We start from the raw sequence: 24,413 nt of genomic DNA on the forward strand, positions 1-24,413 counted from the left end.
TGGGATTGGCCGGGAGGCGCGTCAGGCGCCCCCCGGGAGCCAGGTCAAAGCCGGCGCCCTATGACGGCCGAATGCCTGGGCGGCGCGTCATTCTCGTCGGGATTGGGGATCGGCGCCTCGTCGGGCAGCCGATCCGGATCCGGCTCGCGCACCGGCTTCGGTTCCGGGATAGGCGGCGGGGTCGGCACCGGCGTGGGAACCGGATCCGGGCTGGGGAGAATGGCCATCGGGTTTCCTTCTGCTCGATGCCTTGGCAAGGCCTGCTCGACCCAACAAGCGAGATGTCCGGCCCGACCTGACATGATGGAGGTGATCGCGCATTCGGTTGCTTCGCCGGGAGCGATTGGCGGCGCAAGCTGGCAGAACGGTCGCGCCCGCGGATGGTTCCAACCTGATCGGGCGGGCCGCGCGATGGCGACACGTAACGATCAAATCATTCCGCGCACCTGTTTCGGCTCTTGCCGGCGTCGGTGGCCGCCTTAATTCCCGTAATGGATGGGGGCCATCTGCCGACACAGGAGACGGCCGTGAAACACCAAACCCTTGACCAAATCAACGCCGTTGCCGACGTTCATGCGGAAGCACCGGCTCTCATCGCCAATCGCGGCCAGCGCCTCGAACGCTGGGCGCAACTTCTGGAGGAAAGCCCGGGCCGCCGCCTCACGGCGCTGGCGGGCACCGAATACGCCGCAGCCGACGTGCGTGAAAGAATGCGCACCGACGGATCGGCGATCACCATCGCTTTCGCGGATCCGATATTCCGCGCGCAAGGCCTGCGCGACGACACTTACGGCGAAGCAAAGCGCTTCTTCGAGATGAGCGACTGGCAGCTGCACGAAGTCGTTTGCCATTGCCATGTCGGCGCCAACATGCCGGCCCGCTGGGCAGCGTCGCGCGTGCGGGCGGCGATTTCGCCGGGCGCAGGCATTCTCGCCTGGCTGAGAGCGGTATTCATGCACTAGTCGTGTCCCTGCGCACAGGGGCGCGCGCTGGTCTAAGGCCTTGATAGGAGCAACGGAGACTTGGCGAGTTCTCCGCGCCCTCCTTTTTTCAGCGATCGATCTCGCCGAAGACGATGTCGAGCGAGCCGATGATCGCGGCGACATCGGCTACCATGTGCCCGCGCGACAGGAAATCCATCGCCTGGAGATGGGCGAAGGACGGCGCCCGTATCTTGCAGCGATAGGGAACATTGCTGCCGTCCGAGACCAGATAGACGCCGAACTCGCCTTTCGGCGCCTCGACCGCGGCATAGACTTCGCCCGGCGGCACGCGGTGGCCTTCGGTATACAGCTTGAAATGATGGATGGTCGCTTCCATCGAGCGCTTCATGGTGGCGCGCGGCGGCGGCGTGATCTTCTGGTTGGGCACGGCGACCGGACCCCGGCCATCGGGTGAACGCAGCTTTTCCAGGCACTGCCGCATGATGCGCACCGACTGGCGCATCTCTTCCATGCGCACGAGATAGCGATCGTAGCAGTCGCCATGCTTGCCGATGGGGATGTCGAAATCCATCTCGGGGTAGCATTCATAAGGCTGCGCCTTGCGCAGGTCCCAGGCTGCGCCCGACCCGCGCACCATTGGGCCGGAGAAACCCCAGGCCCAGGCATCATCGAGGGAGATCACGCCGACGTCGGCGTTACGCTGCTTGAAGATTCGGTTGTCGGTAAGCAGGCCCTCGAGATTGTCGCAGACCTTGAGGAACGGATCGCAGAAATCCCAGATGTCATCCAGCAACTCTTCCGGCAGGTCTTGGTGCACGCCGCCGACGCGGAAATAATTCGCGTGCATGCGGGCGCCGGATGCGCGTTCATAGAAAACCATCAGCTTCTCGCGCTCGACGAAACCCCAGAGCGGCGGCGTCAGCGCGCCGATGTCCATGGCCTGCGTGGTGACGTTGAGAAGATGCGACAGGAGCCGACCGATCTCGCAAAACAGCACGCGTATCAGTTGGCCGCGCCGGGGGACGGACAGTTCGAGCAGCTTTTCGGCGGCGAGGCAGAAGGCATGCTCCTGATTCATCGGCGCGACATAGTCGAGCCGGTCGAAATAGGGCAGCGCCTGCAGATAGTTCTTGTATTCGATCAGCTTCTCGGTGCCGCGATGCAACAGGCCGATATGCGGATCGGCCCGGTCGACGATCTCGCCGTCCAGTTCCAGCACCAGCCTGAGCACACCATGCGCCGAGGGGTGCTGCGGCCCGAAATTGAGCGTGAAGTTGCGGACTATGGCTTCGGTCATGACGACCTCCGCACGAGTGAGGATCGAATGCGAACCACGGCCCGCCAGCCGCCGTCCGGCCGGGTCATGCCCCCAAAGATCAGGCCGTCGTCTGGATGATCAGCGTCAGCGTGCCGTCGCCGTCGATGTTGGCGGCGACGACCTGCGAGGAATTCAGTCCGTTCGCGTGCAGGACCGACGTTGCCTCGGGCGAGGCGTCGACCGAGCTCTGCAGCTTGGCCAGTTCCTTGGCGGTCGTCCTCGTGACTATGGCTTCGGCCTGCGCCTTCACTTCCGAGGGCAGGTCCTCCATCGCCACCACGACGATGTTGGTGACGTTCTGGGCGGCATCGTCTTGCCCGGGTTGGGGTTGGCCGGGTTGAGGCTGGCCGGGGATCGGCTCCTGGGCAGCAGGCGGGACTTGCGGCGGCTGCGGATCGGCGCGTTGAGCGGAAGCGGGCTGCGCCAATGCCATTGCCGACAGCGTCAGGACCATCGTCAACATGCGCATCGTCTTTCCTTTCCATCTGGAAATCTGACGACACAACCCGGGGGGCCGGCGATGGTTCCGGCATCAGGCCTCACGAATCCAAGGTCCCCGGTGGCGCGCGGCGCTCCGAATGCGAGGAATGCCAGGTGGTCGGTTGCCAAACCTTCGGAGCACGTGTCGTTATCGTATTGGCGGACAGTGCCGAAGGCACCGGAAACCTCAATGTTTACATGATGCTACAATAGGGATATTATGCATCCTTAATATGAGGTGATCGGCCAATTCCCGGAAAAGATCGATGATTTTGAAAAGCCAAGTTGAATGGGCGCTGCACTGCTGTGCCATTCTCTCCGGCCTGCCCGAGGGACGTTATCTGTCCACCAAGGCGCTGGCGGAACTTCACGGACTTCCGAAGGAATATCTCTCCAAGGCGCTGCAGGGCCTTTCGCAAGCGGGCCTTGTCGATACGACGCTCGGTCCGTCGGGCGGATATCGTCTTGCAAAACCGCCGGAGCAAGTGACCTTTCTTGACATCGTCGAGGCCGTGGAAGGCAAGACGCGCACCTTCGTGTGCAACAACATCCGCGCGAACAATCCCTGTGTGCCTGAAAATTATTGCTATAGCGGGTCGTGCGCCGTCGCGCGCATCATGTGGGCGGCCGATGAAGCCTGGCGCGACAAGCTGCGCAGCGTCACGCTGTCGGATCTGGGGCGAATGCTTGTACAGGAAACCCCCGCCGCTCTCTGGAAGGACACATTCGATTGGGTGTTAGACCGCGCGGGATGAACGCGCATCGATACGTCCGACGGTCTTTCCCGCGCTGATCGCGGCCGGCCCGAAGACAATGCTTTCGGCCGGAGCGGCCAACGAAAGGCCATCCGCGTTGCATTGGCTGTAGATCAGGTCGATGATCTCGTTGCCGGCCGCTGCCCAGTCGGCTGGGTTTGCGACGCGGAACAGCAGGTCGACCTCGATCGCGACCGCATCGATGGTCTTCAAGGCGACAATCGGCGGCGGGTCCTTGACGATCCGCGCGCTGCCTTGCAGCGCGCAGCGCATGGCCTGCTCGACGAAGCTCGGTTGCGTGGGGACGATGCGCACGGTCAACGTGATCTGGCGTGTGTCATCGGGACGGCTGAGATTGGTCAGCGCTTGCCTGGCCAGAACGCTGTTCGGCACCACGACGACATTGTACTGCGCGGTGAGCAGGTTGGCGGAGCGCCAGTTGGTTTCGATAACCCTGCCTTCAGGGCCATCCTTCATCCGGATCCAGTCGCCTATGGCATAGGCCCTGCCAAGTGTCAGCGCGATGCCTGAGAACATATCACCGAGCGTGTTCTGCAGGGCCAGGCCGAACACGACGGCGACAATGCCCGAGGTCGCGATCAGCGTGCCGACCGGCATGCCGAAAACGAAGCCTATGATCGACAGCGCCACGCCGGGATAGATGACGCCGACGGTCATATCTCGGACAAGGTGGGCTTCGCGCGGCCCGCGGTTGAGCATGAGCCAGATGTGGACCAGGCCGATAATGGCCCATGCCAGATGCGTCCACCACAGGATCATGGCCGATTTGGCGAGCAGCGCGGCGAAACCCTGCAGATTGGTGTCATCGCCATGCTGCGGCGAGACACCGCCCAGATAGAGCACGAAACTCATCCCGGCAAAGAACAGGATCTGGACGATCAATCGGCCTGTCGGACGGTTGCTGCCCTGGAGATGCCAGACGACGATACCGGCGATACCGAGGATGTTGGTCAGGACGAGCGGCATCAAACAAACCTCTTGGTGGAAATGCTCAAACCTCGTGCGTGTCGCCTGGGTCGAAAGGGTCTTTACAGCTCGGCAATTAAGGATATTATCTATCCATAAGGATATCAATTATCCTTAATAGGCAAACCCGGAAAAGGCAAGGCCGGCTTGTGATCGAGCGATCAAGCCGCGTGCTCAGACCCCCCATCGAACAAAGAGCGCGCTGCAAGCGCAGGCGCGAAGGAGACATCGCATGAAAATCGTCATCATCGGGGGCACCGGCCTGATCGGTTCGAAAACCGCCGAACGCCTGCGCAAGCATGGCCACGAAGTGATCGCGGCCTCGCCCAACACCGGCGTCAACACCACCACCGGCGAAGGCCTGGCGGACGTGCTGGCCGGGGCAGACGTGGTCGTCGACCTGGCAAATTCTCCTTCATTCGAGGACAGGGCCGTGCTCGAATTCTTCCAGACCTCGGGCCGCAACCTGTTTGCCGCGGAGAAGGCCGCCGGCGTCAAACACCATGTCGCGCTTTCGATCGTCGGGACGGATCGGTTGCCCGACAGCGGCTATCTTCGCGCCAAGGCGGCGCAGGAGAAGATCATCAGGGAGAGTGGCATCCCTTATACGATCATGCGCTCCACGCAGTTCTTCGAATTTCTCCGCGGCATAGCCCAGGAGGGCACGGTCGGCGATACGGCACGCCTGTCGACGGGCTACCTTCAGCCGATTGCTTCGGACGACGTCGCGGATTTCGTGACGGACGCCGCCCTTGCCGCCCCGATCAACGGCATCGTCGAAATCTCCGGTCCCGAGCGCTTGCGTCTGTGCGATTTCGTCGCTCGTTACCTCAAGGCGATCGGCGACACGCGCACCGTCATAGCCGATCCGGAGGCGCGGTACTTCGGGACCAGACTGCAAGACGGTTCGCTGGTCTCCGACAACCATCCCCGCATCGGCCGCGTCGGCTTCGACGAATGGCTCGCCGCTCAGCCCAAGAAATAATCTCTCCAGCCGCCTTCGTCCGGCGGCGTCCAACCCCGTGAAAAGGAAAATCGACATGATCAAATCACTTGCCGTTGCCGCGATTCTCGCGGCGTTTCTGCCCGGTTCGGCCCTTGCCGATGGCACGCCTGGCGGCGGAAAAGGCGCGAAGGTCACTTTGGTCTATGACCATGAATTGCCCAATGTACCCGGCAAGAGCATCAAAGGCGTTCTCGTCGAATATGCGCCCGGAGGCTTCTCGGAGGGTCACACGCACCCTCAGTCCGCCTTCATCTATGCTACTGTCTTGGAGGGCGAGATCCGCAGCCAGGTCAATGACGGCCCCGTCACGGTCTACAAAGCTGGTCAGAACTTTTCGGAAATGCCCGGTGACCGGCACGGCGTCAGCGAAAATGCCAGCAAGACGAACCCGGCAAAGCTGCTCGCCGTTTTCGTTGTCGATACGGGCCAGCAAGAGCTGACCTTCCCGACCAAGAAGTAGTGGCTGGTCGTCCTATCAGACTGTTCGGTCGACGCGGAGCGTTCGGAAAGTGACTGAGTACCGGTGTTGCGCGACCGGCGGGATGGAGTGCTCCCACTCGTTCCGCGCCAGTCCGGCCATGAGGTAGAGCGACCGCGGCTCGACCTCGATCGTTTCACGGTCCCATGCCGCGCCGTTCTTGCGGCGCAGCCGGAAGCTGCAGGGCGCCAGCAGCGACACGCCGGCGACGAGCTCGAAATGCGGCTTGTCCCGGTGCCAGCCGATGCCGGCGCCCGGGCGGTACTCGTTGATCAGCACCTGCGCGAATTCGGCGGCCGGAACGCCCGCAAAGTCGGCCACTTCGGCGCGAAGCGGCAGCAGAAAGTCCGGGATCGGCGGCGCTTCGAGCACAAGGCGGCGCTCGTAGTCGTAACGCAGGCCGAAGCCGACGACTTGCCGGTTGGCAAGATGGCCGTGAAAATCGAACGGCTTGAAAGGCAGGCCCTGGATGCGACGGACCAGTTCGTGCTCCTCGTCGCGCGCAATCAGGTCCGGCTGGTAGGAGAAGCCTTCGGGTACGGGCGGCAGGCTTGCGGGCGCACCGAAGAGATCGCCCTGGAAAGCGTCGTCGGCGGCTTGGCTTTTTGATGATGGCATGCGGCTCAAATAGGCAACCGGAGCGCTTGTGCAAGCCCAGTACCCACCATGCCGGAACCTCGTGTCGCGGCAAGGATTAGGGGTGGAAAGCAGGATTGCGAACATGCCTTCCACCGCCATCCGGAACATCCGTTACGATCCGTCGAGGCGGATCCTTTCGGTATGGTTCGTCCCAAGCGGCGACCGCTACGACTACGAAGGTGTCGGGCCCGAGACTTATGCGGCTTTCAAGGCGGCGTCCTCAAAAGGGCAATTCTTCAACGAATGCGTTCGCGATCGTTTCAGATATCGCCTGGTCGAGCATGGAGGTCGTCATTGAGTGCCATGACCGGTGCGAACAGAGGGATACTGGCCGGCGGCGCAGCGACAGGTCAGCTAAGTATTTTATATTATTATAAAAATATGGCGGAGAGAGCGGGATTCGAACCCGCGTTACGGTTTCCCGTAAACACACTTTCCAGGCGTGCGCCTTCAACCACTCGGCCACCTCTCCGTCGCTTGCATCGCGCGTCGGCTGGTTTTGCCGCGCGGGTTGGGGAGATGCTCCCATGGGAAGTCCTCAACGGATCATCTGGCTGCCTTCAACCGGCTGGCAACCCTTCCCTGCACCGCTAGCCGTCTAGGCAAACAGGCGCGGGGCTCATCTAGTCGATCCGAAAGCGAATGCCAAGCCATATTGGCATCGCGGCGACTTTTGCCGCGGATAGCGCCAAGGCGGGCGCGGGCGGGAGGCCGATGCGTTTGAATGATGTGCACAGGCCGGTCGCCTCCGGCTGGCTGCGCTTGACTTCGGCCGCGCCCGGCTGTCGACTGCCCGGACTCTTTGTTTTCATGCAATCCCGGTTGGAACGGTTGCGAGCTCTCCCTGGTGTTGCCGGTTCAGTTTTGCAGTTCCTGATGGAAAGCGGCTGCGTGCTTTTCCTGGAATTGCTCGGGCGAGGGGCATCGTCCTGGCATGGCATCGATCGACCAGCGACCCGCGGGGCGGCCGGATAGCGGGCTTTCCTTCATCCCGGTGGCCTGGCTCGTCGTCGTCATGGGGCTGTCGGCCTACGGCCTGTTCGCAAACTGGCGGCTGATCGGCGACTTCAGCCTGCCGGAAAATGCATTCTTTCTCGTTTATGGCGGCTTGACCGGCGGCGTGATCACCATCCTGTGGGGATTGTACCTGCTCGGCCTTGCCTTCAACCGCTCGGCCCGCTTCCCGCGCCATTACACGATCTGGCAGATCGCCATCATCATCTGGCTCGTCCTGCGCCAGGCCTATGTGTCCTATGCCTTCGTCTTCTCGGTAGAGGCGCTGGGCTTCACCGTGGCCGAGATCGCCATCGGCCTGCTCTGCATCTACCTGCTGCGCAACGGGGCCGGTTCCGAAACCGTCTACGCCAATCCGGAGACCGAGCGGCCGCCGGTCTTCGTCTCGATCCTTGCCGCGCTGCTCGGCATCATCCTTGGCGCGGCGATCGGCGCCTGCGCCGGGTTCTTCGCCGGCTCGCTGATCGCGGACCTGACGCATATGAGCTGCTTCGAGGGCGCCTGCGGATTTTTCGCGGCTTTCGTCGGCCTGGGCGGCCTGATCGTCGGCGCGATCGCCGGCGGTATTTTCGCCATCTGGCGGGTGAATCAGCGCAGGCCGGCGCGGGCTCGCTAATTTCACGGGTCGCGATTGCGCGGGAACCATGCACGCTCTATGTCGATTGCGGGGTAGACTGGAGCTTTCCCGGGGAGAGCGTCGATGTTGCGTTTCATCTTTCGGCTGGCAGCCATGATCGCGCTGTCGATTTCCGTCATCATGGCGGTGATCGACACGACACGCTCGGTCGCCGGCTCCTCGCTGGTGATGACGCCGCTCAACGCAAGCTGGCTCGCGGTCTCGCCCGATACCCGCGCGGCCTTCGAGACTTTCGTGCGCGCCAAGGCAAGCCCGCTGGTCTGGGACGGCGTCGTCGCCTGGGTGCTCGCTCAACCCGGTTTTGCGGTGTTCGCGGTGCTGGCCTTCCTGCTCTACGCCATCGGCTATCGCCGCAAGCGCCGCGGCGCGGAATTCGCTCCAACCCCCTGAAGGCTTTTGTTCCGACGCAATTCCGGATGGCAGGACCGCGGCGAAGTCGCCGAGCCTGACCGCCTCACACTTTTCCTGGAATTGCTTCAAGAGACGGCCGGCGCGCCGGTAACCGCTTTTTCCAACAGGTCAAAATTCCACGTGAATTTTGTTTCGCGCCGTGCCAGATTGCCCGCGAGCGGGAGGGAAAAAACACTTCCTGCCTGGCGCCGCAAGCCCGCCGGAGAACCGGGCGGGCAGGCAGCGCAAAACGGAAAAATAACCGACAGGGTGTGGATCACATGAAACGTATCGTTCTCGGCCTCCTGGCCGCAACCGCAATGGTTCTTCCGGCTTTCGCCGCGGATGTGCAGCCGGCCATCCTCTACGATCTGGGCGGCAAGTTCGACAAATCCTTCAACGAGGCCGCCTATCACGGCGCCGAGAAGTTCAAGACCGAAACCGGCATCGCCTATGTCGAATTCGAAGTCTCCAACGCCTCGCAGCGCGAGCAGGCGCTGCGCCGCTTCGCCGAAGACGGCCGCAACCCGATCGTCATGGCTGGCTTCGCCTGGGAAGACGCGCTGAAAGCGGTCGCGAAAGATTATCCAGACCTGAATTTCGCCATCATCGACGATGCCGTCGACCTGCCCAATGTCCGCTCGCTGGTGTTCAAGGAGAATGAAGGCTCCTATCTCGTCGGCATCCTGGCGGCGATGGCGTCGAAATCGAAGAAGGTCGGCTTCATCGGCGGCATGGACATCCCGCTGATCCGTAAGTTCGAATGCGGCTATGTCGGCGGCGCCAAGTCGGCCGGCGCCACGGACGTCATCCAGAACATGACCGGCGACACGCCGGCCGCCTGGAACGATCCGGCCAAGGGCGGCGAGATCGCCAAGACGCAGATCGATCAGGGCGCCGACGTGGTCTATGCCGCTGCCGGCGGTACCGGCGTCGGCGTGCTGCAGGCGGCGGCGGATGCCGGCAAGCTCGGCATCGGTGTCGATTCCAACCAGAACGGCCTGCAGCCCGGCAAGGTGCTGACCTCGATGATGAAGCGCGTCGACGTTGCCGTCTACAACACCTTCATGGACGGCAAGAACGGCACCTTCAAGGGTGGTCTGGAGAATCTCGGCCTCAAGGAAGGCGGCGTCGACTACGCCATGGACGACAACAACAAGGCGCTGGTGACCGACGAGATGAAAGCGGCCGTCGAAAAGGCCAAGGCCGACATCATCTCCGGCAAGGTCCAGGTGCACGACTACACCACGGACAACAATTGCCCGTATTGATCGGCAGCTGAATCAGGGCAGGAACCGCCGGGCCAACGCCCGGCGGTTTCGTTTTTGGGGACCGCATGATGCGACCGATAATCCAAGCCATGGCCGAAAGCGACGTCAAAGCGATGGCGCGGCTTCGGCTCGAGGCTTTCTTCGAGGGCACTGGCCGGACACTCGAGGAGGACACGGCCGGGCTGCGCGGGCTGATTGCCGGCGATGGCTTCGAGGCGGCCTTCGTTGCGCGAGACCGCGGCCGGCCGATCGGGAGCTGCCTGCTCGTCCGCGACGAAATCAGTTCGCCGCACGACCTGACGCCATGGCTGGCCGGGCTGGTGGTCGAGGAAACTCATCGCGGCAGCGGCGTCGGCACGGCGCTGGTCAAGACCATCGAGGCCCATGCCGCGTCGGCCGGTATCGGCACGCTCCACCTTTATACCTGGCAGGCGCGCGGCTTCTACGAAGCGCTCGGATGGACGGCGATAGAGGCCTTCGAGCAGGGCGGCGAGCCGATGCTCCTGATGTCGAAGTCTCTACCTTGACGCAATCCCGGATGGAGGGCGACGGCGAAGGCGCCGAGCCTAATGCATGTCGCCCAGAAGTGCGCAGCGGTTCTGGGACAACGACATGCATCAAAACAAAGGCTTAAAGCGCGTCGCCTGAATCCGTTTCAGCGCGACGCGCTTTAACCGTCCGCACTTTTCCTGGAATTGCTCTTATAGCGTTCCGGCGAGATAGCCGAGCGCGAAGGCGGCAACCAGGGCAAGCGCGATGACGAAGCCCAGGCTGCCGCCGAGCGAATGCAGGCCGACGCCGTAGGGTTTGCGCTCTAGGCGGTGGATCACGGGCGGCGGCGCTTCCGCCTCCGGGGCGGCAACGCCAGCCAGCCGCGTCTGCATCTGCGGCAGTTCAGCGAGACGTTGCGTGACCAGTTCCCAGCGGTTGTCGCGCCCTTCAGGTCCCGCAGGATCGAAGGCGCGCAAACGTTCGGCGAGGCGCAGCACCGTGTCGCGAAAGGCGGCATCGATCTCCAGGTCGCGCTCGGCGCGGGCGCGTTCCCTGTCGTTCATCAGGCCAAAGACATAATCGCCGGCCCGAGCGACGCGGTCGCTTTCACTGGACATGGCCGTCTTTCCCCTTGGCTCCTCACCAATGCGGCGGCTTGGTCACCGGAACATCGGAGGCGGTCTGCTCCTCCAACTCCAGGAACCGGTCGGTGAGGGCGGCGAGCTTGCGCTCCATGCGCTCGATCACCTTCCACTGTTCGGCGATCTGGCCGGACAGTTCCTCGATGGTCTTTTCCTGCTCGGCGGCGCGGATTTCCAGCGTCGTCAGCCGATTGTCGGGCATGGCCATGCAAACCGATCCTTATGAATGTGAAGCCTCCGCCCAAGCAGATATTCGTGGGCTGCCCGACGAATATCTGCTTATGGTCTGTAGGTTTTCGCCGGTCCTTATCGCAAAACCGCAGAGCACTTTTGCGGAACCTGCTCAGGTTCGAAATTGACAAGGGCGCGGGGATTTGTCGAGAGTGAACGGCCGATTGGCATAAGCGGGGCATCATGCTAGGCATTTTGACCAAGCGATAAAAAAATAGTGGGAACAGGCTGCATGGCGCAAGCCGCAATCGAGCTCATAGGCATCAACAAGAGCTTTGGCGCCGTGCGCGCCAACCGCGACATCAACCTGGAAGTCGCGCGCGGCACCATCCACGGCATTGTCGGCGAGAACGGCGCCGGCAAGTCGACGCTGATGTCGATCCTCTACGGCTTCTACCAGGCCGACAGCGGTGAAATCCGTGTCGGCGGCAAGCCGGTGTCGATCAGCACTTCCAACGATGCGATCGCGCTGGGCATCGGCATGGTGCACCAGCACTTCATGCTGGTCGACAATTTCACGGTGCTGGAAAACATCATCCTCGGCGCTGAAAACGATGCGCTGCTGAAGAGCAGCATCGCCAAGGCGCGTTCCGAGCTCGACCGGCTGGAGCGCGAATATGGCCTCGAGGTCGATCCCGACGCCGTCATCGAAGAGCTGCCGGTCGGGCTGCAGCAGCGCGTCGAGATCCTCAAGGCGCTCTATCGCGGCGCCGAGATCTTGATCCTCGACGAGCCGACGGGCGTGTTGACGCCGGCCGAGGCCGACCACCTCTTCCGCATCCTCAAGCAATTGAAGGAACAGGGCAAAACGATCGTGCTCATCACGCACAAGCTGCGCGAGATCATGGCAATCACCGACACGGTTTCGGTGATGCGCCAGGGCACGATGGTGGCGACCAGGACGACGAAGGAAACCACGGTCGGCGAGTTGGCCGAGCTGATGGTCGGCCGGCGTGTGTTGCTCAGGGTCGAGAAGGGCGAGTCGGAAGCCGGGGCGGTAAAACTCTCGGTCAAGAACCTGACGGTCAAGGATTCGCGCGGCGTCACCATGGTTGACGACGTCTCCTTCGACGTGCGCGGCGGCGAGATCGTCGGCATCGCCGGCGTTGCCGGCAACGGCCAGTCGGAGCTGCTGGAGGCGATCTCCGGCATCCGGCACGCGGTGTCCGGCGAGGTGATGCTCGACGGCAAGCCGATCGATCTCACCGGCAAGGCCGATCCCGGCGAATTGCGCGACCGCGGGCTCGCCCATGTGCCGGAGGACCGCCACCATGTCGGGCTGGTTCTCGCCTTCGAGGAGAACGAGAATTCGATCCTCGGCTATCACGACGACGAGCGCTACCTGAAGGGGCCGTTCCTCGACGTCGACGCCATCATGGCCGACGCCAAGGACAAGATCGAGAAATACGACATCCGCCCCGGCAATCCGCGCCTGAAGACGGCCAATTTCTCCGGCGGCAACCAGCAGAAGATCGTGCTGGCCAGGGAGATGGAACAGGACCCGGGCGTGCTGATCGTCGGCCAGCCGACGCGCGGCGTCGATGTCGGCGCCATCGAATTCATCCACAAGCGGCTGATCGCCATGCGCGACCAGGGCAAGGCGGTGCTGGTCGTCTCGGTTGAGCTCGACGAGATCCGCTCGCTCTCCGACCGCATCCTGGTGATGTTCGCCGGCCGTGTCGTCGGCGAGCGCGGCCCGGACGCGACCGAAGGCGAGCTCGGCCTGTTGATGGCCGGCGTCGAGCACCAGGAGGCCGCCGAATGAGCACGCCTTACGCCAAGCTGCCGGCCTGGGCCGATTATGGGTTGATTCCGTTGATCAACCTGTCGGTCGCTTTCATCGTCGCCGGCTTCGTCGTCATGCTGGTCGGCGAAAACCCGTTCCGCGCCGCCGTCATCCTGGTCGAGGGCGCCTTCGGCAAGGGCACGGGCATCGCGTTCACCCTGTTCTATGCCACCACCTTCATCTTCACCGGATTGTCGGTGGCGGTGGCGGCGCATTGCAGCCTGTTCAACATCGGCACCGAGGGCCAGGCCTATATAGGCGGCCTGGGCATCGCGCTCGTGTGCCTCAGCTTCGACAGCGTGCTGCCCTGGTGGGTGATCTTTCCGATCGCGATCGTGGCCGCGTCGGCGTTCGGCGCGCTTTGGGGTCTGATCCCGGCCTATCTGCAGGCCAAGCGCGGCTCGCATATCGTCATCACCACCATCATGTTCAACTTCATCGCCGCTTCGGTAATGGTCTATCTGCTGGTCGGTCCGCTGAAGCCGGCCGGCTCGCAGGCGCCGCAGACGCGCAATTTCCTTGCCGGCGCCGAACTGCCGAAGCTGAACTGGATGATCGAATTGTTCGGCGCCAAGATCCGCTCGGCGCCGCTCAACATCTGCTTCCTGCTGGCGCTTGTCATGGCGTTCCTGGTCTGGCTTCTGATCTGGCGGACCAAGCTGGGCTACGAGATGCGCACCTACGGCCATAGCTCGAAGGCGGCGCGTTATGCCGGCATTTCGGAAACCCGCATCATCATCACCGCGATGATGATCTCGGGCGCGCTGGCCGGCATGATGGCGCTCAACCCCGTCATGGGCGACCAGCACAATGTCGCGATCGATTTCGTTTCCGGGGCCGGCTTTGTCGGCATCGCGGTAGCGCTGATGGGCCGGCTGCATCCCGTCGGCATCGTGCTGGCGGCGATCCTGTTCGGCATGCTCTACCAGGGCGGCGCCGAACTCGCCTTCGAGATGCCGGCGATCAGCCGCGACATGATCGTCATCATCCAGGGCTTGGTCATTCTCTTCGCCGGCGCGCTGGAACACATGTTCAGGCCCTACATCCAGGCGCTGTTCGCCTCGGTCAGTCCGAAATCGGTCGGCATGCAGGCAGTGAACGGGAAGGGGGCCTGAGATGGACATTTTCAACGCCATCATCCAGGTGCTGGATTCGACCATCCGCCTTTCGGTGCCGCTGCTGCTCGCCTGCCTGGCGGGCCTCTATTCGGAACGGGCCGGCATCTTCGACATCGGGCTTGAAGGCAAGATGCTGGTCGGCGCCTTTGCCGGCGCTTCGGCCGCCGCCGTCTTCCATTCGGCGCTGATTGGCCTGGGCACCGCGATCCTGATCTCGGTCGCCTTTGCCCTGGTGCACGGCTTCGCCTCGATCACGCATCGCGGCAACCAGATCGTGTCCGGCGTGGCGATCAACTTCATCGCCGCCGGGTCGACCATCATCCTCGGCCAGGCCTGGTTCCAGCAGGGCGGGCGCACGCCGGCGCTGCAGCCGGGCGAACGCTTCGCGGCGATCACCTGGCCCGGAGCCGACGCGATCAAGGATGTGCCGATCATCGGCCCGATCTATGCCGAGCTGATCTCAGGCCATTCGATCCTGGTCTACTTCGCCTTCGCCATGGTGCCGTTCACCTGGTGGGTGCTTTTCCGCACCCGGTTCGGGCTCAGGATGCGCGCCGTCGGCGAAAATCCGGCCGCCGTCGATACCGCCGGCATATCGGTCGCCTGGCTGCGTTATCGCGCGCTGATTTGCACCGGCATCCTGACCGGCGTCGCCGGCGCCTATCTGTCCATGGTGCAGAATGGCGGCTTCGTGAAGGACATGACGGCGGGCAAGGGCTATATCGCGCTGGCCGCGCTTATCTTTGCCAAATGGAAGCCGGTCAACGCCATGTTCGCCTGCCTCTTGTTCGGCTTCCTCGACGCGGCCTCGATCCGCTTGCAGGGCTCGCCGCTTCCTCTTGTCGGCAAGGTGCCGGCGCAGTTCATGCAGGCGCTGCCCTATGTGCTGACCGTCATCCTGCTCGCCGGCTTCATCGGCAAGGCCATTCCGCCGCGGGCCGGCGGCGTGCCTTATGTGAAGGAACGCTGAGGCGAGATACCGCTGGCCGCGACCGGCATTTGAACAAGATCGTGGGAGAGAAGAACAGGATGTCGCATGATCTGTTCGAGGCGGCGAAGACGGCGATGGCCAAGGCCTATGCGCCCTATTCGAAGTTCCCGGTGGGTGCGGCCCTTCGCACCGAGGACGGGCGCGTCTTCACCGGCGCCAATATCGAGGTGGCGTCCTATCCGGAAGGCTGGTGCGCCGAGACGACCGCGCTCGGCCATTACATCATGGGCGGCGGCGGCAAGATCGTGGAGATCGCGGTGATCGCCGAGCGCATGGCCAAATGCTCGCCTTGCGGCGGCTGCCGGCAACGGCTGGCTGAATTCTGCCGCCCGGACACGAAACTCTATCTGTGCGACAACACCGGCGTCGCCGAGACCGTGACCATGGGCGACATGCTGCCTTACGGCTTCAGGGGCGATATCTTGAAATGAAGGAAGCGCTGGATCATCTGGTCGAGAAGCTGGACGGGCTGGCGCCAACGGCGGCGCTTGTGCTGGGCTCGGGCCTCGGCGGGCTGGTCGACCAGGTCAAGGATGCCAGGCGCATTTCCTATGCGGAACTGCCGGGTTTCCCGCGCAGCGGTGTTTCCGGCCATGCCGGCGAGGTGGTCGCCGGGCATTTCGCCGGCACGCCGGTGCTGATGCTGTCCGGCCGCGCGCATTATTACGAGCACGGCAATGCCGCCGCGATGCGTCCGGCGCTTGAAGTGCTCGCCGGCATCGGCATCTCGCATCTGATCCTCACCAATGCCGCAGGCTCGGTCGATCCGCAGATGGGGCCTGGTTCGGTGATGCTGATCACCGACCACATCAATTTCTCCGGCTCGAACCCGCTGATCGGCGAGCCGAGCGACCGCCGCTTCGTCGGCCTCACCGAGGCCTATGATGCCGGCTTGCGCGGCGCGATCGAAAAGGCGGCGAAGGCGACCGGCACGGCGTTGCATCAGGGCGTCTATATGTGGTTTTCCGGACCATGCTTCGAGACGCCGGCCGAAATCCGCATGGCCCGCGTCATGGGGGCGACGGCCGTCGGCATGTCGACCGTGCCTGAGGTCATCCTCGCCCGCTTCCTCGGGCTCAAGGTCGCCGCCTGCTCCGTCATCACCAATCTGGCGGCCGGCATGACCGGAGCGGAACTCTCGCACCAGGAAACCAAGGACATGGCGCCGGTCGGCGGCGCGCGGCTGGCGACGATCCTGCGGCGCGTCTTCCAGGATGGTCTACCCGACTGATGCTGCCGCAGGAGATCCTCCGCCGCAAGCGCGACGGCCACAAACTCTCGGCCGACGAGATCGCGGCCTTCGTCCAGGGGTTGACGGCAGGCAGCATATCCGAGGGCCAGGTCGGCGCTTTCGCGATGGCCGTGTTCCTCAACGGCATGAGCCGAGAGGAAGCGGTGGCGCTGACGATCGCCATGCGCGATTCCGGCGATGTGCTCGATTGGTCCGACCTGCCGGGCCCGGTCACCGACAAGCATTCGACGGGCGGCGTCGGCGACAATGTCTCGCTGATGCTGGCGCCCATCGTTGCCGCCTGCGGCGCCTATGTGCCGATGATCTCGGGCCGCGGACTTGGCCACACCGGCGGCACGCTGGACAAGATGGACGCCATTCCCGGCTATACCAGCCAGCCGGACGTGACGCTTTTCCGCAAGACGGTGCTCGAGACCGGCTGCGCCATCATCGGCCAGACCGCCGATCTCGCGCCCGCCGACCGCAGGCTCTACGCGATCCGCGACGTGACGGGGACGGTCGAATCGGTCCCGCTGATCACCGCCTCGATCCTGTCGAAGAAGCTGGCCGCTGGCTTGGGCTCGCTGGTGCTCGACGTCAAGGTCGGCAACGGCGCCTTCATGGAAAAGTCGCGCGATGCGGTTGCGCTCGCGAACAGCCTGGTCGACGTTGCCAATGGAGCGGGCTTGAACGCTTCGGCTCTGGTGACCGGCATGAACGAGCCGCTGGCTTCGGCCGCCGGCAACGCGGTCGAGGTGAAGAATGCCGTCGATTTTCTCACCGGCCGTTATCGCGACCGTCGGCTGGAGGATGTGACGCTGGCGCTGGCTGCCGAGATGCTGCAGTCGGCGGGGATCGTCTCATCCAACCAGGACGGTATCAGGCGCGCCACCGAAGCGCTGGCCGGAGGCCGCGCGGCAGCCGTCTTCGCGCGAATGGTGTCGGTGCTTGGCGGCCCAGGAGATTTCATCGAGAGTCCGGAAAAGTACCTGCCGATGGCGCCGGTCGAACTGGCCGTGAAAGCGGAGCAGGGCGGGTTCGTGGCCGGCATCGCCACGCGCGATATCGGGCTTGCCGTCGTCGCACTCGGTGGTGGGCGTTCCCGTCCGGACGACAAGATCGATCATGCCGTCGGTCTGACCAGGCTGTTGCCGGTCGGCGCGGAGCTGCGCCCGGGCGAGGCGCTGGCGCTGGTGCATGCCCGCACCGGCGCGGAGGCCGAGGCGGCAGCGGCCGCCGTGCGTGCCGCCTATACGATCGGGGGTTCCAAGCCGCCCGCCGAGAAGACCGTGCTGAGGCGGATACTGCCGCGCTGATACTACTGCACGAGCAGCAAGGAGCCGTCCTGGACCTGGTATTTCTGCAGCCGCTGCAGGAAGCTCATGCCGATCAGGTTGGTCTGCAGCGCCCGGTCGTCGAGCACCATTGCCTGGACGTTGTCGACGGAGATCTTGCCGATCTGCAGGCGGTCGACCGTCACCACGGCGGCTTTGATCGCCCCGTTGGCGGTGTTCACCTGTCGATTGAAGTCGGAAGGGTTGAGCGAGATGCCGATCCTGCGCGCCGTGGAGGTGTTGATGGCGACCAGGGTCGCGCCGGTGTCGATCATGCCGTCGATCTGGCGGCCGTTGAGCTTGAACTGCGAGGTGAAATGGCCTCGCCCGTCGGCATTGACCAGCACCTGGCGGCCAAGCGGCATCGGGGCGGCAGGCTTGACAGGGACCGAAGCGAGATTGACCTGCGGCTGAGCCTCCGGCGTTGCCGGCTGCGATGTGACGGTCGATTTCAACAGGCCGTCCACCAGATGCGGATTGGCCTGATAGACGATCGGAATCGAGGCCGAGGTTCCGGCAAAGATGCCCAGGATGAGAAGCTTGCGCAGCATGGATGCCCCTGGATCGGTTCACCGTTTCAAGGAAACGTCGAACCGCTCTATCCCTTTGTTTTGGAGCAACTCCGGACGGAAAACCGCTTCACACTTTTCCTGGAATTGCTCCCGAAGGCAGCATCCTTAAGCCCGGCATGGTGTTTACGACTTTAATTCGTGCCGAAACCGCAAGCTTGCGTAAACGGCCAGTTAAGAAGGGCGCTCACTTTGTCCCGTACATGCGGTCGCCGGCGTCGCCGAGGCCGGGCATGATGTAGCCCTTGTCGTTCAGCTGCCGGTCGATCGAGGCGGTGAAGATCGGCACGTCCGGATGCGCCTTGGTGAAGCGCTCGATGCCTTCCGGGGCGGCAAGCAGGCAGAGGAACCGGATGTTGGTGGCGCCGCGCCCTTTCAGCTTGTCGATCGCGGCGATCGCCGAATTGGCGGTCGCCAGCATCGGGTCGACAACGATCACCAGACGGTCGGCAAGATCGCTCGGCGCCTTGAAGAAATATTCGACCGCTTCCAGCGTGTCATGGTCGCGGTAGAGGCCGATATGGGCGACGCGGGCCGCCGGCACCAGGTCGAGCAGGCCCTCGAGCAGGCCGTTGCCGGCGCGCAGCACCGAGGCGAAGACCAGCTTCTTGCCTTCGAGCGTCGGCGCCTCCATCTCCTCGATCGGCGTCTCGATCATGGTCGTGGTCAGTTCGAGATTGCGGGTCACCTCATAGCCCAACAGCAGCGAAATCTCGCGCAGCAGCCGCCGGAAGCCGGCCGTCGAGGTCTCCTTCTTGCGCATGATGGTCAGCTTGTGCTGGACAAGGGGGTGGTCGACGACGGTGACGCCCTGCATGATGTGCTCCGACTGGTTCGCAGTGGGTGGTAGTCAGTAGTGAGTAGTGAATAGTGAGCCGATTTGCGAGTCCTCGCCTCGGGGAAAGCTCCGGCCTTCAACCGATCTGTTCGCGCTCGGCCAAATCCACGACCACTGACTACCGACTACTCCCTACTTACTCATCGCACCTTCACATCCAACCGGCCTAGCAGCGCCGTCTTGGTCTTCTTGTCGACGAAGGCCGCCTCGATGGCCGTTCTGGTGATCCCGACGAGCGCCGTGTCGTTCATGGCGAAATGCTCGGCGGCGACATCGTATTCGCGCTTCAGGGAGGTCCAGAAATAGGGCGGGTCGTCGGAATTGAGCGTCACCTTGCAGCCGGCGGCGCGCAACGCCGAAAACGGATGGTCGGCAAAGCTGTCGAACACTTTAAGCGCGATGTTGGAGCCCGGACAGCATTCCAGCACCACGCCCTGGTCGGCGATGCGGCGGACGAGGTCGGGGTTCTCGATGGCGCGAACGCCATGGCCGATGCGTGACGGGCGGATGTGGTCGAGGGCCGCCTTGACACTTTCCCAGCCCATCAGCTCGCCGGCATGGATGGTGATGCCGAGGCCGGCTTCCCGCGCGATCTCGAAGGCGCGCACATAATCCTCGAAGTCGCCGATGCGCTCGTCGCCGGCGACGCCGAACCCGGTCACCAGCGGATGGCCGCAGCGTGCCGCGAAGCGCGCCGCCTGCTCGATCGCCTCGACGCCGACATGGCGCACGCCGGTGACGATCATGCGGCCCTCGATGCCGGTCTTTGCCCTGGCGCGGGTCATGCCTTCGCCCAGCGCATCCGTATAGGCTTTTGGCGACAGCCCGGCCTTTTTGGCGTGGTCCGGCGAGGTGAAGACCTCGGAATAGATCGCCCCGTCACGGGCGAGGCTGGTCAGATAATGGTCGGCGAGGCGCGCATAGTCCTCTTCGGTGCGAAACAGGTCGGAAGCGAAATCGTAAGCCGCGAGAAACGAGGTGAAATCGTGCCAGACGAAGGAGCCGTCCTGGATATAAGGCGAAGGGTCCTTGCCGTATTTGCGGGCTTGGGCGACGACAAGCTCGGGCGCGGCCGCCCCTTCGATGTGGCAGTGCAGTTCGGCCTTCAAGATCATGCGGTCATCCCGTCCGGTACGCTGCTCCCGCACTGATTCTGGCTTGGAAATCATGCGAGACCTTTCCCGGGCGGGCTTTGAAAGCGCGGCCGAAAACCGCGCCTTGGACAATAGCTTCGGCACCATCGATCGGCTATGGTCGCGCCGGTTTTATGACGGATCAAAATAATGTCAGTTGAGAGAACCACGGCCGCGGGCGGCATGGAAACCTCCTATGGGTTCAGGAAGGTCGGGGAAGGCGAGAAGCAGCCCCTCGTCAACGACGTCTTCCATAAGGTGGCCAATCGATACGACCTCATGAACGATCTGATGTCGGCCGGGTTGCATCGGTTGTGGAAGGACGCGCTGGTCGCCTGGCTCAATCCGCCGAAGCGGGCGGGCTGGAAGGTGCTCGACGTCGCCGGCGGCACCGGCGACATCGCCTTCCGCATTGTCGAGGCCAGCCAGCGCCAGGCACACGCCACGGTGCTCGACATCAACGGCTCGATGCTGGCCGTCGGCCGCGACCGCGCCGAGAAGCAGGGCCTTGCCGCAAACACCGACTTCGTCGAGGCCAATGCCGAGGAACTGCCGTTCGAGGACGAGACCTTCGACGCCTATACGATCGCCTTCGGCATCCGCAACGTGCCGCGCATTGAGGTCGCGCTTGCCGAAGCCTATCGTGTGCTGAAGCGCGGCGGACGGCTCTTGTGCCTGGAATTCTCCGAGGTCGATATGCCGCTGCTCGACAAGGCCTATGAGGCCTGGTCGTTCAACGCGATCCCCAAGATCGGCAAGGCCGTGACCGGCGACGGCGAGCCCTATTCCTATCTCGTCGAATCCATCCGCAAGTTCCCCAACCAGCAGAATTTCGCGGCGATGATCACCCGCGCCGGCTTCGATCGCGTTAGCTTCCGCAATTATTCGGGGGGCATCGCCGCCCTTCATTCCGGCTGGAAGCTTTGAGGCGCGGCCCCTTGCAGCAGGCCCCTTTGAAACAGGTAAGGCCATGAGCAGCGTCGCCGCCGCCTTCAGGCTCGCCAGGGCCGGCTGGGTGCTGGTCCGCGAGGGCGTCGTCGCGGCGCTGCCAGGGGAAGAACTCTCCGGCATGCCCAAATTCGGCTGGCGCGTGGCGCGGCTTTTTACTCGCCGCCGGGCGTTGAGCTATCAGCGCGGCGACAGGCTGGCGCGGGCGGTGGTGCGGCTCGGGCCCTCCTACGTCAAGCTCGGCCAGTTCCTGGCGACGCGGCCCGATGTCGTCGGCAACGACATGGCGCTCGACCTCGCACTCTTGCAGGACAAGATGCACACGTTTCCGAAGGCGGAAGCGGTCCATGCGATCGAAGCCTCGCTCGGGCGCAGAATAGACGATCTCTATGTCGTTTTCGGCGAACCAGTGGCCGCCGCTTCGATCGCGCAGGTGCATGGCGCCGACGTGGTGCGTGAGGGCGCCACGTCGCGGGTTGCGGTGAAGGTCATCCGGCCCGGCGTGCGGCGCCGCTTCTTCCAGGATCTCGAAAGCTATTTCCTCGCCGCCCACCTGCAGGAGAAATATATCCCCTCGTCGCGCCGCCTGCGCCCGGTCGAGGTGACCCAGACGCTGGCGCAGACCACCAAGGTCGAGATGGACCTGAGGCTCGAGGCGGCAGCACTTTCGGAACTCGGCGAAAACACCAAGGACGATCCGGGCTTTCGCGTGCCGGCGGTCGACTGGGAGCGGACGGGCCGCGACGTGCTCACCATGGAGTGGATCGACGGCGTCAAGATGAACGACATCGCCGGCCTCGCCGCCGCCGGTCACGATCTCAAGGCGATCGCCGCCAATCTGATCCAGTCGTTCCTCAGGCACACGCTGCGCGACGGTTTCTTCCATGCCGACATGCATCCGGGGAACCTGTTCGTCGAGGCGAACGGCACCATCGTCGCCGTCGATCTCGGCATTGCCGGGCGGCTCGGCAAGAAGGAGCGGCGGTTCCTGGCCGAAATCCTCTACGGCTTCATCGTGCGCGATTACCAGCGCGTCGCCGAGGTGCATTTCGAGGCCGGCTATGTGCCGCGCCAGCACAATGTCTCGGCCTTCGCCCAGGCCATCCGCGCCATCGGCGAGCCGATCCATGGCCAGTCGGCCGAGACCATCTCGATGGCGAAGCTGCTGACGCTTCTGTTCGAGGTCACCGAGCTGTTCGACATGGCGACCCGGCCGGAATTGATCCTCTTGCAGAAGACCATGGTGGTCGTCGAGGGCGTGGCGCGCACGCTCGATCCTGGCTTCAACATGTGGAAGACGGCGGAGCCGGTGGTCGGCGACTGGATCGCCGGCAATCTCGGGCCGCGCGGGCTGCTCACCGACGCGCGCGACGGCGCCAAGGCATTGTTGACGCTGGCAAGGCAAGCACCGGACCTTGCCGCCCGCACCGACCGGCTGTCGCGCGAGATCGACCTGATGGCCGAGAACGGCCTGCGCTTCGACGAAGCGACGGCGCGCGCCATCGGCAAGGCCGAAGCGCGCCACACCCGCTCCGGCCGCGTGGCGCTGTGGGTGATCGCGCTGACGCTGATCTACATCGCGTGGAAATTGCTCTGATCGCCATTCGGCTTGTCGCTGATTGATTGCATTGCTATCATTGACGGCACTATCCTGAAGCGAGTGCAATCACGTGGCCAGCATCACGATCCGCAATCTCGATGACGACGTGAAGGATCTGCTGCGGCAGTTGGCGGCGGAAAATGGCTGCTCGATGGAGGAGCAGGCACGGCTGATGATCCGGGCCGCGGTCGAGGGCCGCGCAGGGCAGGCCGGCCGTATCGATCAGATCGAGGAGACATTGCGCGCGATGGCAGGCTCGAAGGAGCAGGCGACGCCGGTTGTTGCCGCTACCACTAGGCCAATCCCAAGGGGCACGCTCTCCGGCAAGCGCCTCCTGCTCATCATCGGCGGCGGCATCGCCGCCTACAAGGCGCTCGACCTGATCCGGCGGCTGCGCGAGCGCGGCGCGTCGGTGCGGGTGGTGATGACATCGGCCGCCCAGGAATTCGTCACCACGCTGTCGGTCGGCGCGCTTTCGGCGGACCATGTGTTCACCGAGCTGTTCGACCGCAATGACGAGCACGATGTCGGCCATATCAGGCTGTCGCGCGAGGCCGACCTGCTGGTCGTCGCGCCGGCCACCGCCGATCTGATGGCGAAGCTCGCCAGCGGCCATGCCAACGATCTCGCCTCCACGGTGCTTCTGGCTACAGACAAGAAGGTGCTGATGGCGCCGGCGATGAACCCGAAAATGTGGGGGCATGCCGCCACCCGCCGTAACCGGGCAACGCTGCAGAAGGACGGCATCGCCTTTGTCGGCCCCGGAAGGGGCGAGATGGCCGAAAGCAACGAAGCAGGCGAGGGCCGCATGGCCGAGCCGCTCGAGATCGTCGCCGCGATCGAGGCGATGCTCGAGGAGAAGCCGAAGCCGCTGGTCGGCCGCAGGATCATCGTCACCTCCGGGCCGACGCATGAGCCGATCGACCCGGTGCGCTACATCGCCAACCGCTCCTCCGGCAAACAGGGCCATGCGATCGCGGCCGCACTTGCGAAGCTCGGCGCCGATGTACGGCTCGTCTCCGGTCCGGTCACCATCGCCGATCCGGCCGGCGTCGCGACCACCCATGTCGAAACAGCCGCCCAGATGAAGCAAGCGGTCGAGAGCCTGCTGCCGGCGGATGCCGCCGTGTTCGTCGCGGCGGTCGCGGACTGGCGCACGGCGAACGCTGCCGGCGAGAAGATCAAGAAGGTGGCGGGCGAGGGACCGCCGTCTCTTCAGATGATCGAGAACCCGGACATCCTGGCCGGCATCGGCCATCATGCGCGGCGACCGGGCCTCGTTGTCGGCTTCGCCGCCGAGACGCAGGACCTCATCGCCAATGCCGAGGCCAAGCTCAAGAAAAAGGGCGCCGACTTCATCGTCGCCAACGACGTCTCGCATGAAAGCGGCATCGGTCCATCCGGCGTGATGGGCGGCGACCGCAACAAGGTGCGCATCGTCTCCAGGACCGGCGTCGAGGAATGGCCGGAAATGGGCAAGGACGAGGTGGCAGCGCGGCTCGCCACGCTGATCGCCGAGCGGCTGCAGCAGACCGTCATCGTTTAAGTCTAGGGCGTTTAGTCGTTTCCATGAAACGACGAA

Annotated in this window: 29 protein-coding genes and 1 tRNA gene; 18 read left to right on the plus strand and 12 right to left on the minus strand. The window is 63.9% G+C overall.

Annotated features, from left to right (window positions below; all coding sequences use genetic code 11):
- Positions 1-44: 44 nt before the first annotated feature.
- The gene (locus tag LB572_RS31365) at positions 45-227 is read right to left on the minus strand and encodes a hypothetical protein (protein WP_181179283.1); all 183 of its coding nucleotides are present in this window, start codon (positions 225-227) and stop codon (positions 45-47) included.
- A 300-nt stretch (positions 228-527) separates the two neighbouring features.
- On the opposite strand from LB572_RS31365, the gene LB572_RS31370 reads away from it, so the two are divergent.
- Complete coding sequence (locus LB572_RS31370; RefSeq protein ID WP_224670509.1) at positions 528-962, plus strand: hypothetical protein; 435 nt, start codon at positions 528-530, stop codon at positions 960-962.
- Positions 963-1,050: 88 nt separating this feature from the next.
- On the opposite strand, the gene LB572_RS31375 is transcribed toward LB572_RS31370, so the two are convergent.
- Positions 1,051-2,241, minus strand: a complete 1,191-nt coding sequence (locus LB572_RS31375; protein ID WP_140809345.1) for an NADH-quinone oxidoreductase subunit D — start codon at positions 2,239-2,241, stop codon at positions 1,051-1,053.
- 79 nt (positions 2,242-2,320) lie between these two features.
- Entirely contained in the window at positions 2,321-2,731 is a 411-nt protein-coding gene (locus tag LB572_RS31380) for a hypothetical protein (RefSeq protein WP_224670510.1), read from the minus strand.
- Between the two features lie 277 nt (positions 2,732-3,008).
- Between LB572_RS31380 and LB572_RS31385 the strand changes: the two genes are divergently transcribed.
- Positions 3,009-3,497: an RrF2 family transcriptional regulator gene (locus LB572_RS31385; protein ID WP_224670511.1), complete on the plus strand. Its 489-nt coding sequence runs from the start codon at positions 3,009-3,011 to the stop codon at positions 3,495-3,497.
- Here LB572_RS31385 and LB572_RS31390 read toward each other — a convergent pair.
- Complete coding sequence (locus LB572_RS31390) at positions 3,480-4,484, minus strand: mechanosensitive ion channel family protein (protein ID WP_140809341.1); 1,005 nt, start codon at positions 4,482-4,484, stop codon at positions 3,480-3,482. The genes LB572_RS31385 and LB572_RS31390 overlap by 18 nt on opposite strands.
- A 232-nt stretch (positions 4,485-4,716) precedes the next feature.
- Between LB572_RS31390 and LB572_RS31395 the strand changes: the two genes are divergently transcribed.
- Together LB572_RS31395 and LB572_RS31400 are read left to right on the plus strand one after the other, a co-directional pair.
- Positions 4,717-5,469 carry an SDR family oxidoreductase gene (locus LB572_RS31395; protein WP_224670512.1) on the plus strand — a complete coding sequence of 251 codons (753 nt, stop codon included), beginning with the start codon at positions 4,717-4,719 and terminating at the stop codon, positions 5,467-5,469.
- A 55-nt stretch (positions 5,470-5,524) separates the two neighbouring features.
- Complete coding sequence (locus tag LB572_RS31400; RefSeq protein ID WP_224670513.1) at positions 5,525-5,950, plus strand: cupin domain-containing protein; 426 nt, start codon at positions 5,525-5,527, stop codon at positions 5,948-5,950.
- Between the two features lie 15 nt (positions 5,951-5,965).
- On the opposite strand, the gene LB572_RS31405 is transcribed toward LB572_RS31400, so the two are convergent.
- The gene (locus tag LB572_RS31405; RefSeq protein WP_224670527.1) at positions 5,966-6,586 is read right to left on the minus strand and encodes an alpha-ketoglutarate-dependent dioxygenase AlkB; all 621 of its coding nucleotides are present in this window, start codon (positions 6,584-6,586) and stop codon (positions 5,966-5,968) included.
- A 103-nt stretch (positions 6,587-6,689) separates the two neighbouring features.
- On the opposite strand from LB572_RS31405, the gene LB572_RS31410 reads away from it, so the two are divergent.
- Positions 6,690-6,905, plus strand: a complete 216-nt coding sequence (locus tag LB572_RS31410) for a KTSC domain-containing protein (protein WP_224670514.1) — start codon at positions 6,690-6,692, stop codon at positions 6,903-6,905.
- An 84-nt stretch (positions 6,906-6,989) separates the two neighbouring features.
- On the opposite strand, the gene LB572_RS31415 is transcribed toward LB572_RS31410, so the two are convergent.
- Positions 6,990-7,079, minus strand: a tRNA-Ser gene (locus LB572_RS31415).
- A gap of 462 nt (positions 7,080-7,541) precedes the next feature.
- Here LB572_RS31415 and LB572_RS31420 point away from each other — a divergent pair.
- Positions 7,542-8,237: a hypothetical protein gene (locus LB572_RS31420; protein ID WP_224670515.1), complete on the plus strand. Its 696-nt coding sequence runs from the start codon at positions 7,542-7,544 to the stop codon at positions 8,235-8,237.
- Between the two features lie 84 nt (positions 8,238-8,321).
- Positions 8,322-8,648 (plus strand): hypothetical protein, encoded by a 327-nt coding sequence (locus LB572_RS31425; protein ID WP_140809336.1) that lies wholly within the window; start codon positions 8,322-8,324, stop codon positions 8,646-8,648.
- A gap of 86 nt (positions 8,649-8,734) precedes the next feature.
- Here LB572_RS31425 and LB572_RS31430 read toward each other — a convergent pair whose 3' ends face one another.
- Complete coding sequence (locus LB572_RS31430) at positions 8,735-8,929, minus strand: hypothetical protein (RefSeq protein WP_140809335.1); 195 nt, start codon at positions 8,927-8,929, stop codon at positions 8,735-8,737.
- Here LB572_RS31430 and LB572_RS31435 point away from each other — a divergent pair, their 5' ends adjacent.
- Positions 8,930-9,919, plus strand: a complete 990-nt coding sequence (locus LB572_RS31435; RefSeq protein WP_140809334.1) for a BMP family lipoprotein — start codon at positions 8,930-8,932, stop codon at positions 9,917-9,919.
- A 68-nt stretch (positions 9,920-9,987) separates the two neighbouring features.
- Complete coding sequence (locus tag LB572_RS31440; RefSeq protein ID WP_224670516.1) at positions 9,988-10,446, plus strand: GNAT family N-acetyltransferase; 459 nt, start codon at positions 9,988-9,990, stop codon at positions 10,444-10,446.
- 174 nt (positions 10,447-10,620) lie between these two features.
- Here the strand turns inward: LB572_RS31440 and LB572_RS31445 are convergent, their stop codons facing one another.
- Complete coding sequence (locus tag LB572_RS31445) at positions 10,621-11,028, minus strand: hypothetical protein (protein WP_224670517.1); 408 nt, start codon at positions 11,026-11,028, stop codon at positions 10,621-10,623.
- Positions 11,029-11,050: 22 nt separating this feature from the next.
- Positions 11,051-11,260 carry a SlyX family protein gene (locus LB572_RS31450; RefSeq protein ID WP_224670518.1) on the minus strand — a complete coding sequence of 70 codons (210 nt, stop codon included), beginning with the start codon at positions 11,258-11,260 and terminating at the stop codon, positions 11,051-11,053.
- Between the two features lie 255 nt (positions 11,261-11,515).
- On the opposite strand from LB572_RS31450, the gene LB572_RS31455 reads away from it, so the two are divergent.
- The 6 genes from LB572_RS31455 to deoA are packed head-to-tail and all read left to right on the plus strand — an operon-like array spanning position 11,516 to position 17,725.
- A complete protein-coding gene (locus LB572_RS31455; RefSeq protein WP_140809331.1) occupies positions 11,516-13,048 on the plus strand; it encodes an ABC transporter ATP-binding protein in 1,533 nt (510 codons plus the stop codon).
- On the plus strand, positions 13,045-14,184 hold the full coding sequence (locus LB572_RS31460) for an ABC transporter permease (RefSeq protein ID WP_224670519.1): 1,140 nt from the start codon (positions 13,045-13,047) through the stop codon (positions 14,182-14,184). The genes LB572_RS31455 and LB572_RS31460 overlap by 4 nt, the downstream gene beginning before the upstream one ends.
- 1 nt (position 14,185) lies before the next feature.
- Positions 14,186-15,157 carry an ABC transporter permease gene (locus LB572_RS31465; protein WP_140809328.1) on the plus strand — a complete coding sequence of 324 codons (972 nt, stop codon included), beginning with the start codon at positions 14,186-14,188 and terminating at the stop codon, positions 15,155-15,157.
- A gap of 59 nt (positions 15,158-15,216) precedes the next feature.
- Positions 15,217-15,609, plus strand: coding sequence for a cytidine deaminase (gene cdd, locus LB572_RS31470; RefSeq protein ID WP_224670520.1), 393 nt, complete (start codon positions 15,217-15,219; stop codon positions 15,607-15,609).
- Positions 15,606-16,409 carry a purine-nucleoside phosphorylase gene (locus LB572_RS31475; RefSeq protein ID WP_224670521.1) on the plus strand — a complete coding sequence of 268 codons (804 nt, stop codon included), beginning with the start codon at positions 15,606-15,608 and terminating at the stop codon, positions 16,407-16,409. Before cdd ends, LB572_RS31475 begins: the two co-directional genes overlap by 4 nt.
- On the plus strand, positions 16,409-17,725 hold the full coding sequence (gene deoA / locus LB572_RS31480; protein ID WP_224670522.1) for a thymidine phosphorylase: 1,317 nt from the start codon (positions 16,409-16,411) through the stop codon (positions 17,723-17,725). The genes LB572_RS31475 and deoA overlap by 1 nt, the downstream gene beginning before the upstream one ends.
- Before the next feature lie 2 nt (positions 17,726-17,727).
- Here deoA and LB572_RS31485 read toward each other — a convergent pair whose 3' ends face one another.
- The 3 genes from LB572_RS31485 to LB572_RS31495 form a co-directional block, all read right to left on the minus strand.
- Positions 17,728-18,294 carry a TIGR02281 family clan AA aspartic protease gene (locus LB572_RS31485; RefSeq protein ID WP_224670523.1) on the minus strand — a complete coding sequence of 189 codons (567 nt, stop codon included), beginning with the start codon at positions 18,292-18,294 and terminating at the stop codon, positions 17,728-17,730.
- Positions 18,295-18,499: 205 nt separating this feature from the next.
- Positions 18,500-19,129, minus strand: coding sequence for a uracil phosphoribosyltransferase (upp, locus tag LB572_RS31490; RefSeq protein WP_112096510.1), 630 nt, complete (start codon positions 19,127-19,129; stop codon positions 18,500-18,502).
- Between the two features lie 161 nt (positions 19,130-19,290).
- Positions 19,291-20,265 carry an adenosine deaminase gene (locus tag LB572_RS31495; RefSeq protein WP_224670524.1) on the minus strand — a complete coding sequence of 325 codons (975 nt, stop codon included), beginning with the start codon at positions 20,263-20,265 and terminating at the stop codon, positions 19,291-19,293.
- A 168-nt stretch (positions 20,266-20,433) separates the two neighbouring features.
- Here LB572_RS31495 and ubiE point away from each other — a divergent pair, with 168 nt between their 5' ends.
- The 3 genes from ubiE (at position 20,434) to coaBC (ending at position 24,377) form a co-directional block, all read left to right on the plus strand.
- Complete coding sequence (gene ubiE / locus LB572_RS31500; RefSeq protein WP_140808303.1) at positions 20,434-21,210, plus strand: bifunctional demethylmenaquinone methyltransferase/2-methoxy-6-polyprenyl-1,4-benzoquinol methylase UbiE; 777 nt, start codon at positions 20,434-20,436, stop codon at positions 21,208-21,210.
- A 43-nt stretch (positions 21,211-21,253) separates the two neighbouring features.
- Positions 21,254-22,828, plus strand: a complete 1,575-nt coding sequence (ubiB, locus tag LB572_RS31505; RefSeq protein ID WP_140808300.1) for a 2-polyprenylphenol 6-hydroxylase — start codon at positions 21,254-21,256, stop codon at positions 22,826-22,828.
- Positions 22,829-22,901: 73 nt separating this feature from the next.
- Entirely contained in the window at positions 22,902-24,377 is a 1,476-nt protein-coding gene (coaBC, locus tag LB572_RS31510; protein WP_224670525.1) for a bifunctional phosphopantothenoylcysteine decarboxylase/phosphopantothenate--cysteine ligase CoaBC, read from the plus strand.
- The last annotated feature ends 36 nt before the right edge of the window (positions 24,378-24,413 follow it).

This window comes from Mesorhizobium sp. BH1-1-5 (assembly GCF_020165615.1).
Classification (GTDB): Bacteria; Pseudomonadota; Alphaproteobacteria; order Rhizobiales; family Rhizobiaceae; genus Mesorhizobium.

Coding starts and splice junctions, on each gene's coding strand:
- LB572_RS31455 (WP_140809331.1), top strand. CDS start 11,516: ATGGCGCAAGCCGCAATCGAGCTCATAGGCATCAACAAGAGCTTTGGC.
- ubiE (WP_140808303.1), top strand. CDS start 20,434: ATGTCAGTTGAGAGAACCACGGCCGCGGGCGGCATGGAAACCTCCTAT.
- LB572_RS31365 (WP_181179283.1), bottom strand. CDS start 227: ATGGCCATTCTCCCCAGCCCGGATCCGGTTCCCACGCCGGTGCCGACC.
- LB572_RS31425 (WP_140809336.1), top strand. CDS start 8,322: ATGTTGCGTTTCATCTTTCGGCTGGCAGCCATGATCGCGCTGTCGATT.
- cdd (WP_224670520.1), top strand. CDS start 15,217: ATGTCGCATGATCTGTTCGAGGCGGCGAAGACGGCGATGGCCAAGGCC.
- ubiB (WP_140808300.1), top strand. CDS start 21,254: ATGAGCAGCGTCGCCGCCGCCTTCAGGCTCGCCAGGGCCGGCTGGGTG.
- LB572_RS31465 (WP_140809328.1), top strand. CDS start 14,186: ATGGACATTTTCAACGCCATCATCCAGGTGCTGGATTCGACCATCCGC.
- LB572_RS31475 (WP_224670521.1), top strand. CDS start 15,606: ATGAAGGAAGCGCTGGATCATCTGGTCGAGAAGCTGGACGGGCTGGCG.
- LB572_RS31390 (WP_140809341.1), bottom strand. CDS start 4,484: ATGCCGCTCGTCCTGACCAACATCCTCGGTATCGCCGGTATCGTCGTC.
- LB572_RS31410 (WP_224670514.1), top strand. CDS start 6,690: ATGCCTTCCACCGCCATCCGGAACATCCGTTACGATCCGTCGAGGCGG.
- upp (WP_112096510.1), bottom strand. CDS start 19,129: ATGCAGGGCGTCACCGTCGTCGACCACCCCCTTGTCCAGCACAAGCTG.
- LB572_RS31440 (WP_224670516.1), top strand. CDS start 9,988: ATGCGACCGATAATCCAAGCCATGGCCGAAAGCGACGTCAAAGCGATG.
- LB572_RS31445 (WP_224670517.1), bottom strand. CDS start 11,028: ATGTCCAGTGAAAGCGACCGCGTCGCTCGGGCCGGCGATTATGTCTTT.
- LB572_RS31460 (WP_224670519.1), top strand. CDS start 13,045: ATGAGCACGCCTTACGCCAAGCTGCCGGCCTGGGCCGATTATGGGTTG.
- LB572_RS31375 (WP_140809345.1), bottom strand. CDS start 2,241: ATGACCGAAGCCATAGTCCGCAACTTCACGCTCAATTTCGGGCCGCAG.
- LB572_RS31495 (WP_224670524.1), bottom strand. CDS start 20,265: ATGATCTTGAAGGCCGAACTGCACTGCCACATCGAAGGGGCGGCCGCG.
- LB572_RS31385 (WP_224670511.1), top strand. CDS start 3,009: ATGATTTTGAAAAGCCAAGTTGAATGGGCGCTGCACTGCTGTGCCATT.
- LB572_RS31485 (WP_224670523.1), bottom strand. CDS start 18,294: ATGCTGCGCAAGCTTCTCATCCTGGGCATCTTTGCCGGAACCTCGGCC.
- LB572_RS31400 (WP_224670513.1), top strand. CDS start 5,525: ATGATCAAATCACTTGCCGTTGCCGCGATTCTCGCGGCGTTTCTGCCC.
- LB572_RS31380 (WP_224670510.1), bottom strand. CDS start 2,731: ATGCGCATGTTGACGATGGTCCTGACGCTGTCGGCAATGGCATTGGCG.
- LB572_RS31435 (WP_140809334.1), top strand. CDS start 8,930: ATGAAACGTATCGTTCTCGGCCTCCTGGCCGCAACCGCAATGGTTCTT.
- LB572_RS31405 (WP_224670527.1), bottom strand. CDS start 6,586: ATGCCATCATCAAAAAGCCAAGCCGCCGACGACGCTTTCCAGGGCGAT.
- deoA (WP_224670522.1), top strand. CDS start 16,409: ATGCTGCCGCAGGAGATCCTCCGCCGCAAGCGCGACGGCCACAAACTC.
- LB572_RS31395 (WP_224670512.1), top strand. CDS start 4,717: ATGAAAATCGTCATCATCGGGGGCACCGGCCTGATCGGTTCGAAAACC.
- LB572_RS31420 (WP_224670515.1), top strand. CDS start 7,542: ATGGCATCGATCGACCAGCGACCCGCGGGGCGGCCGGATAGCGGGCTT.
- LB572_RS31450 (WP_224670518.1), bottom strand. CDS start 11,260: ATGGCCATGCCCGACAATCGGCTGACGACGCTGGAAATCCGCGCCGCC.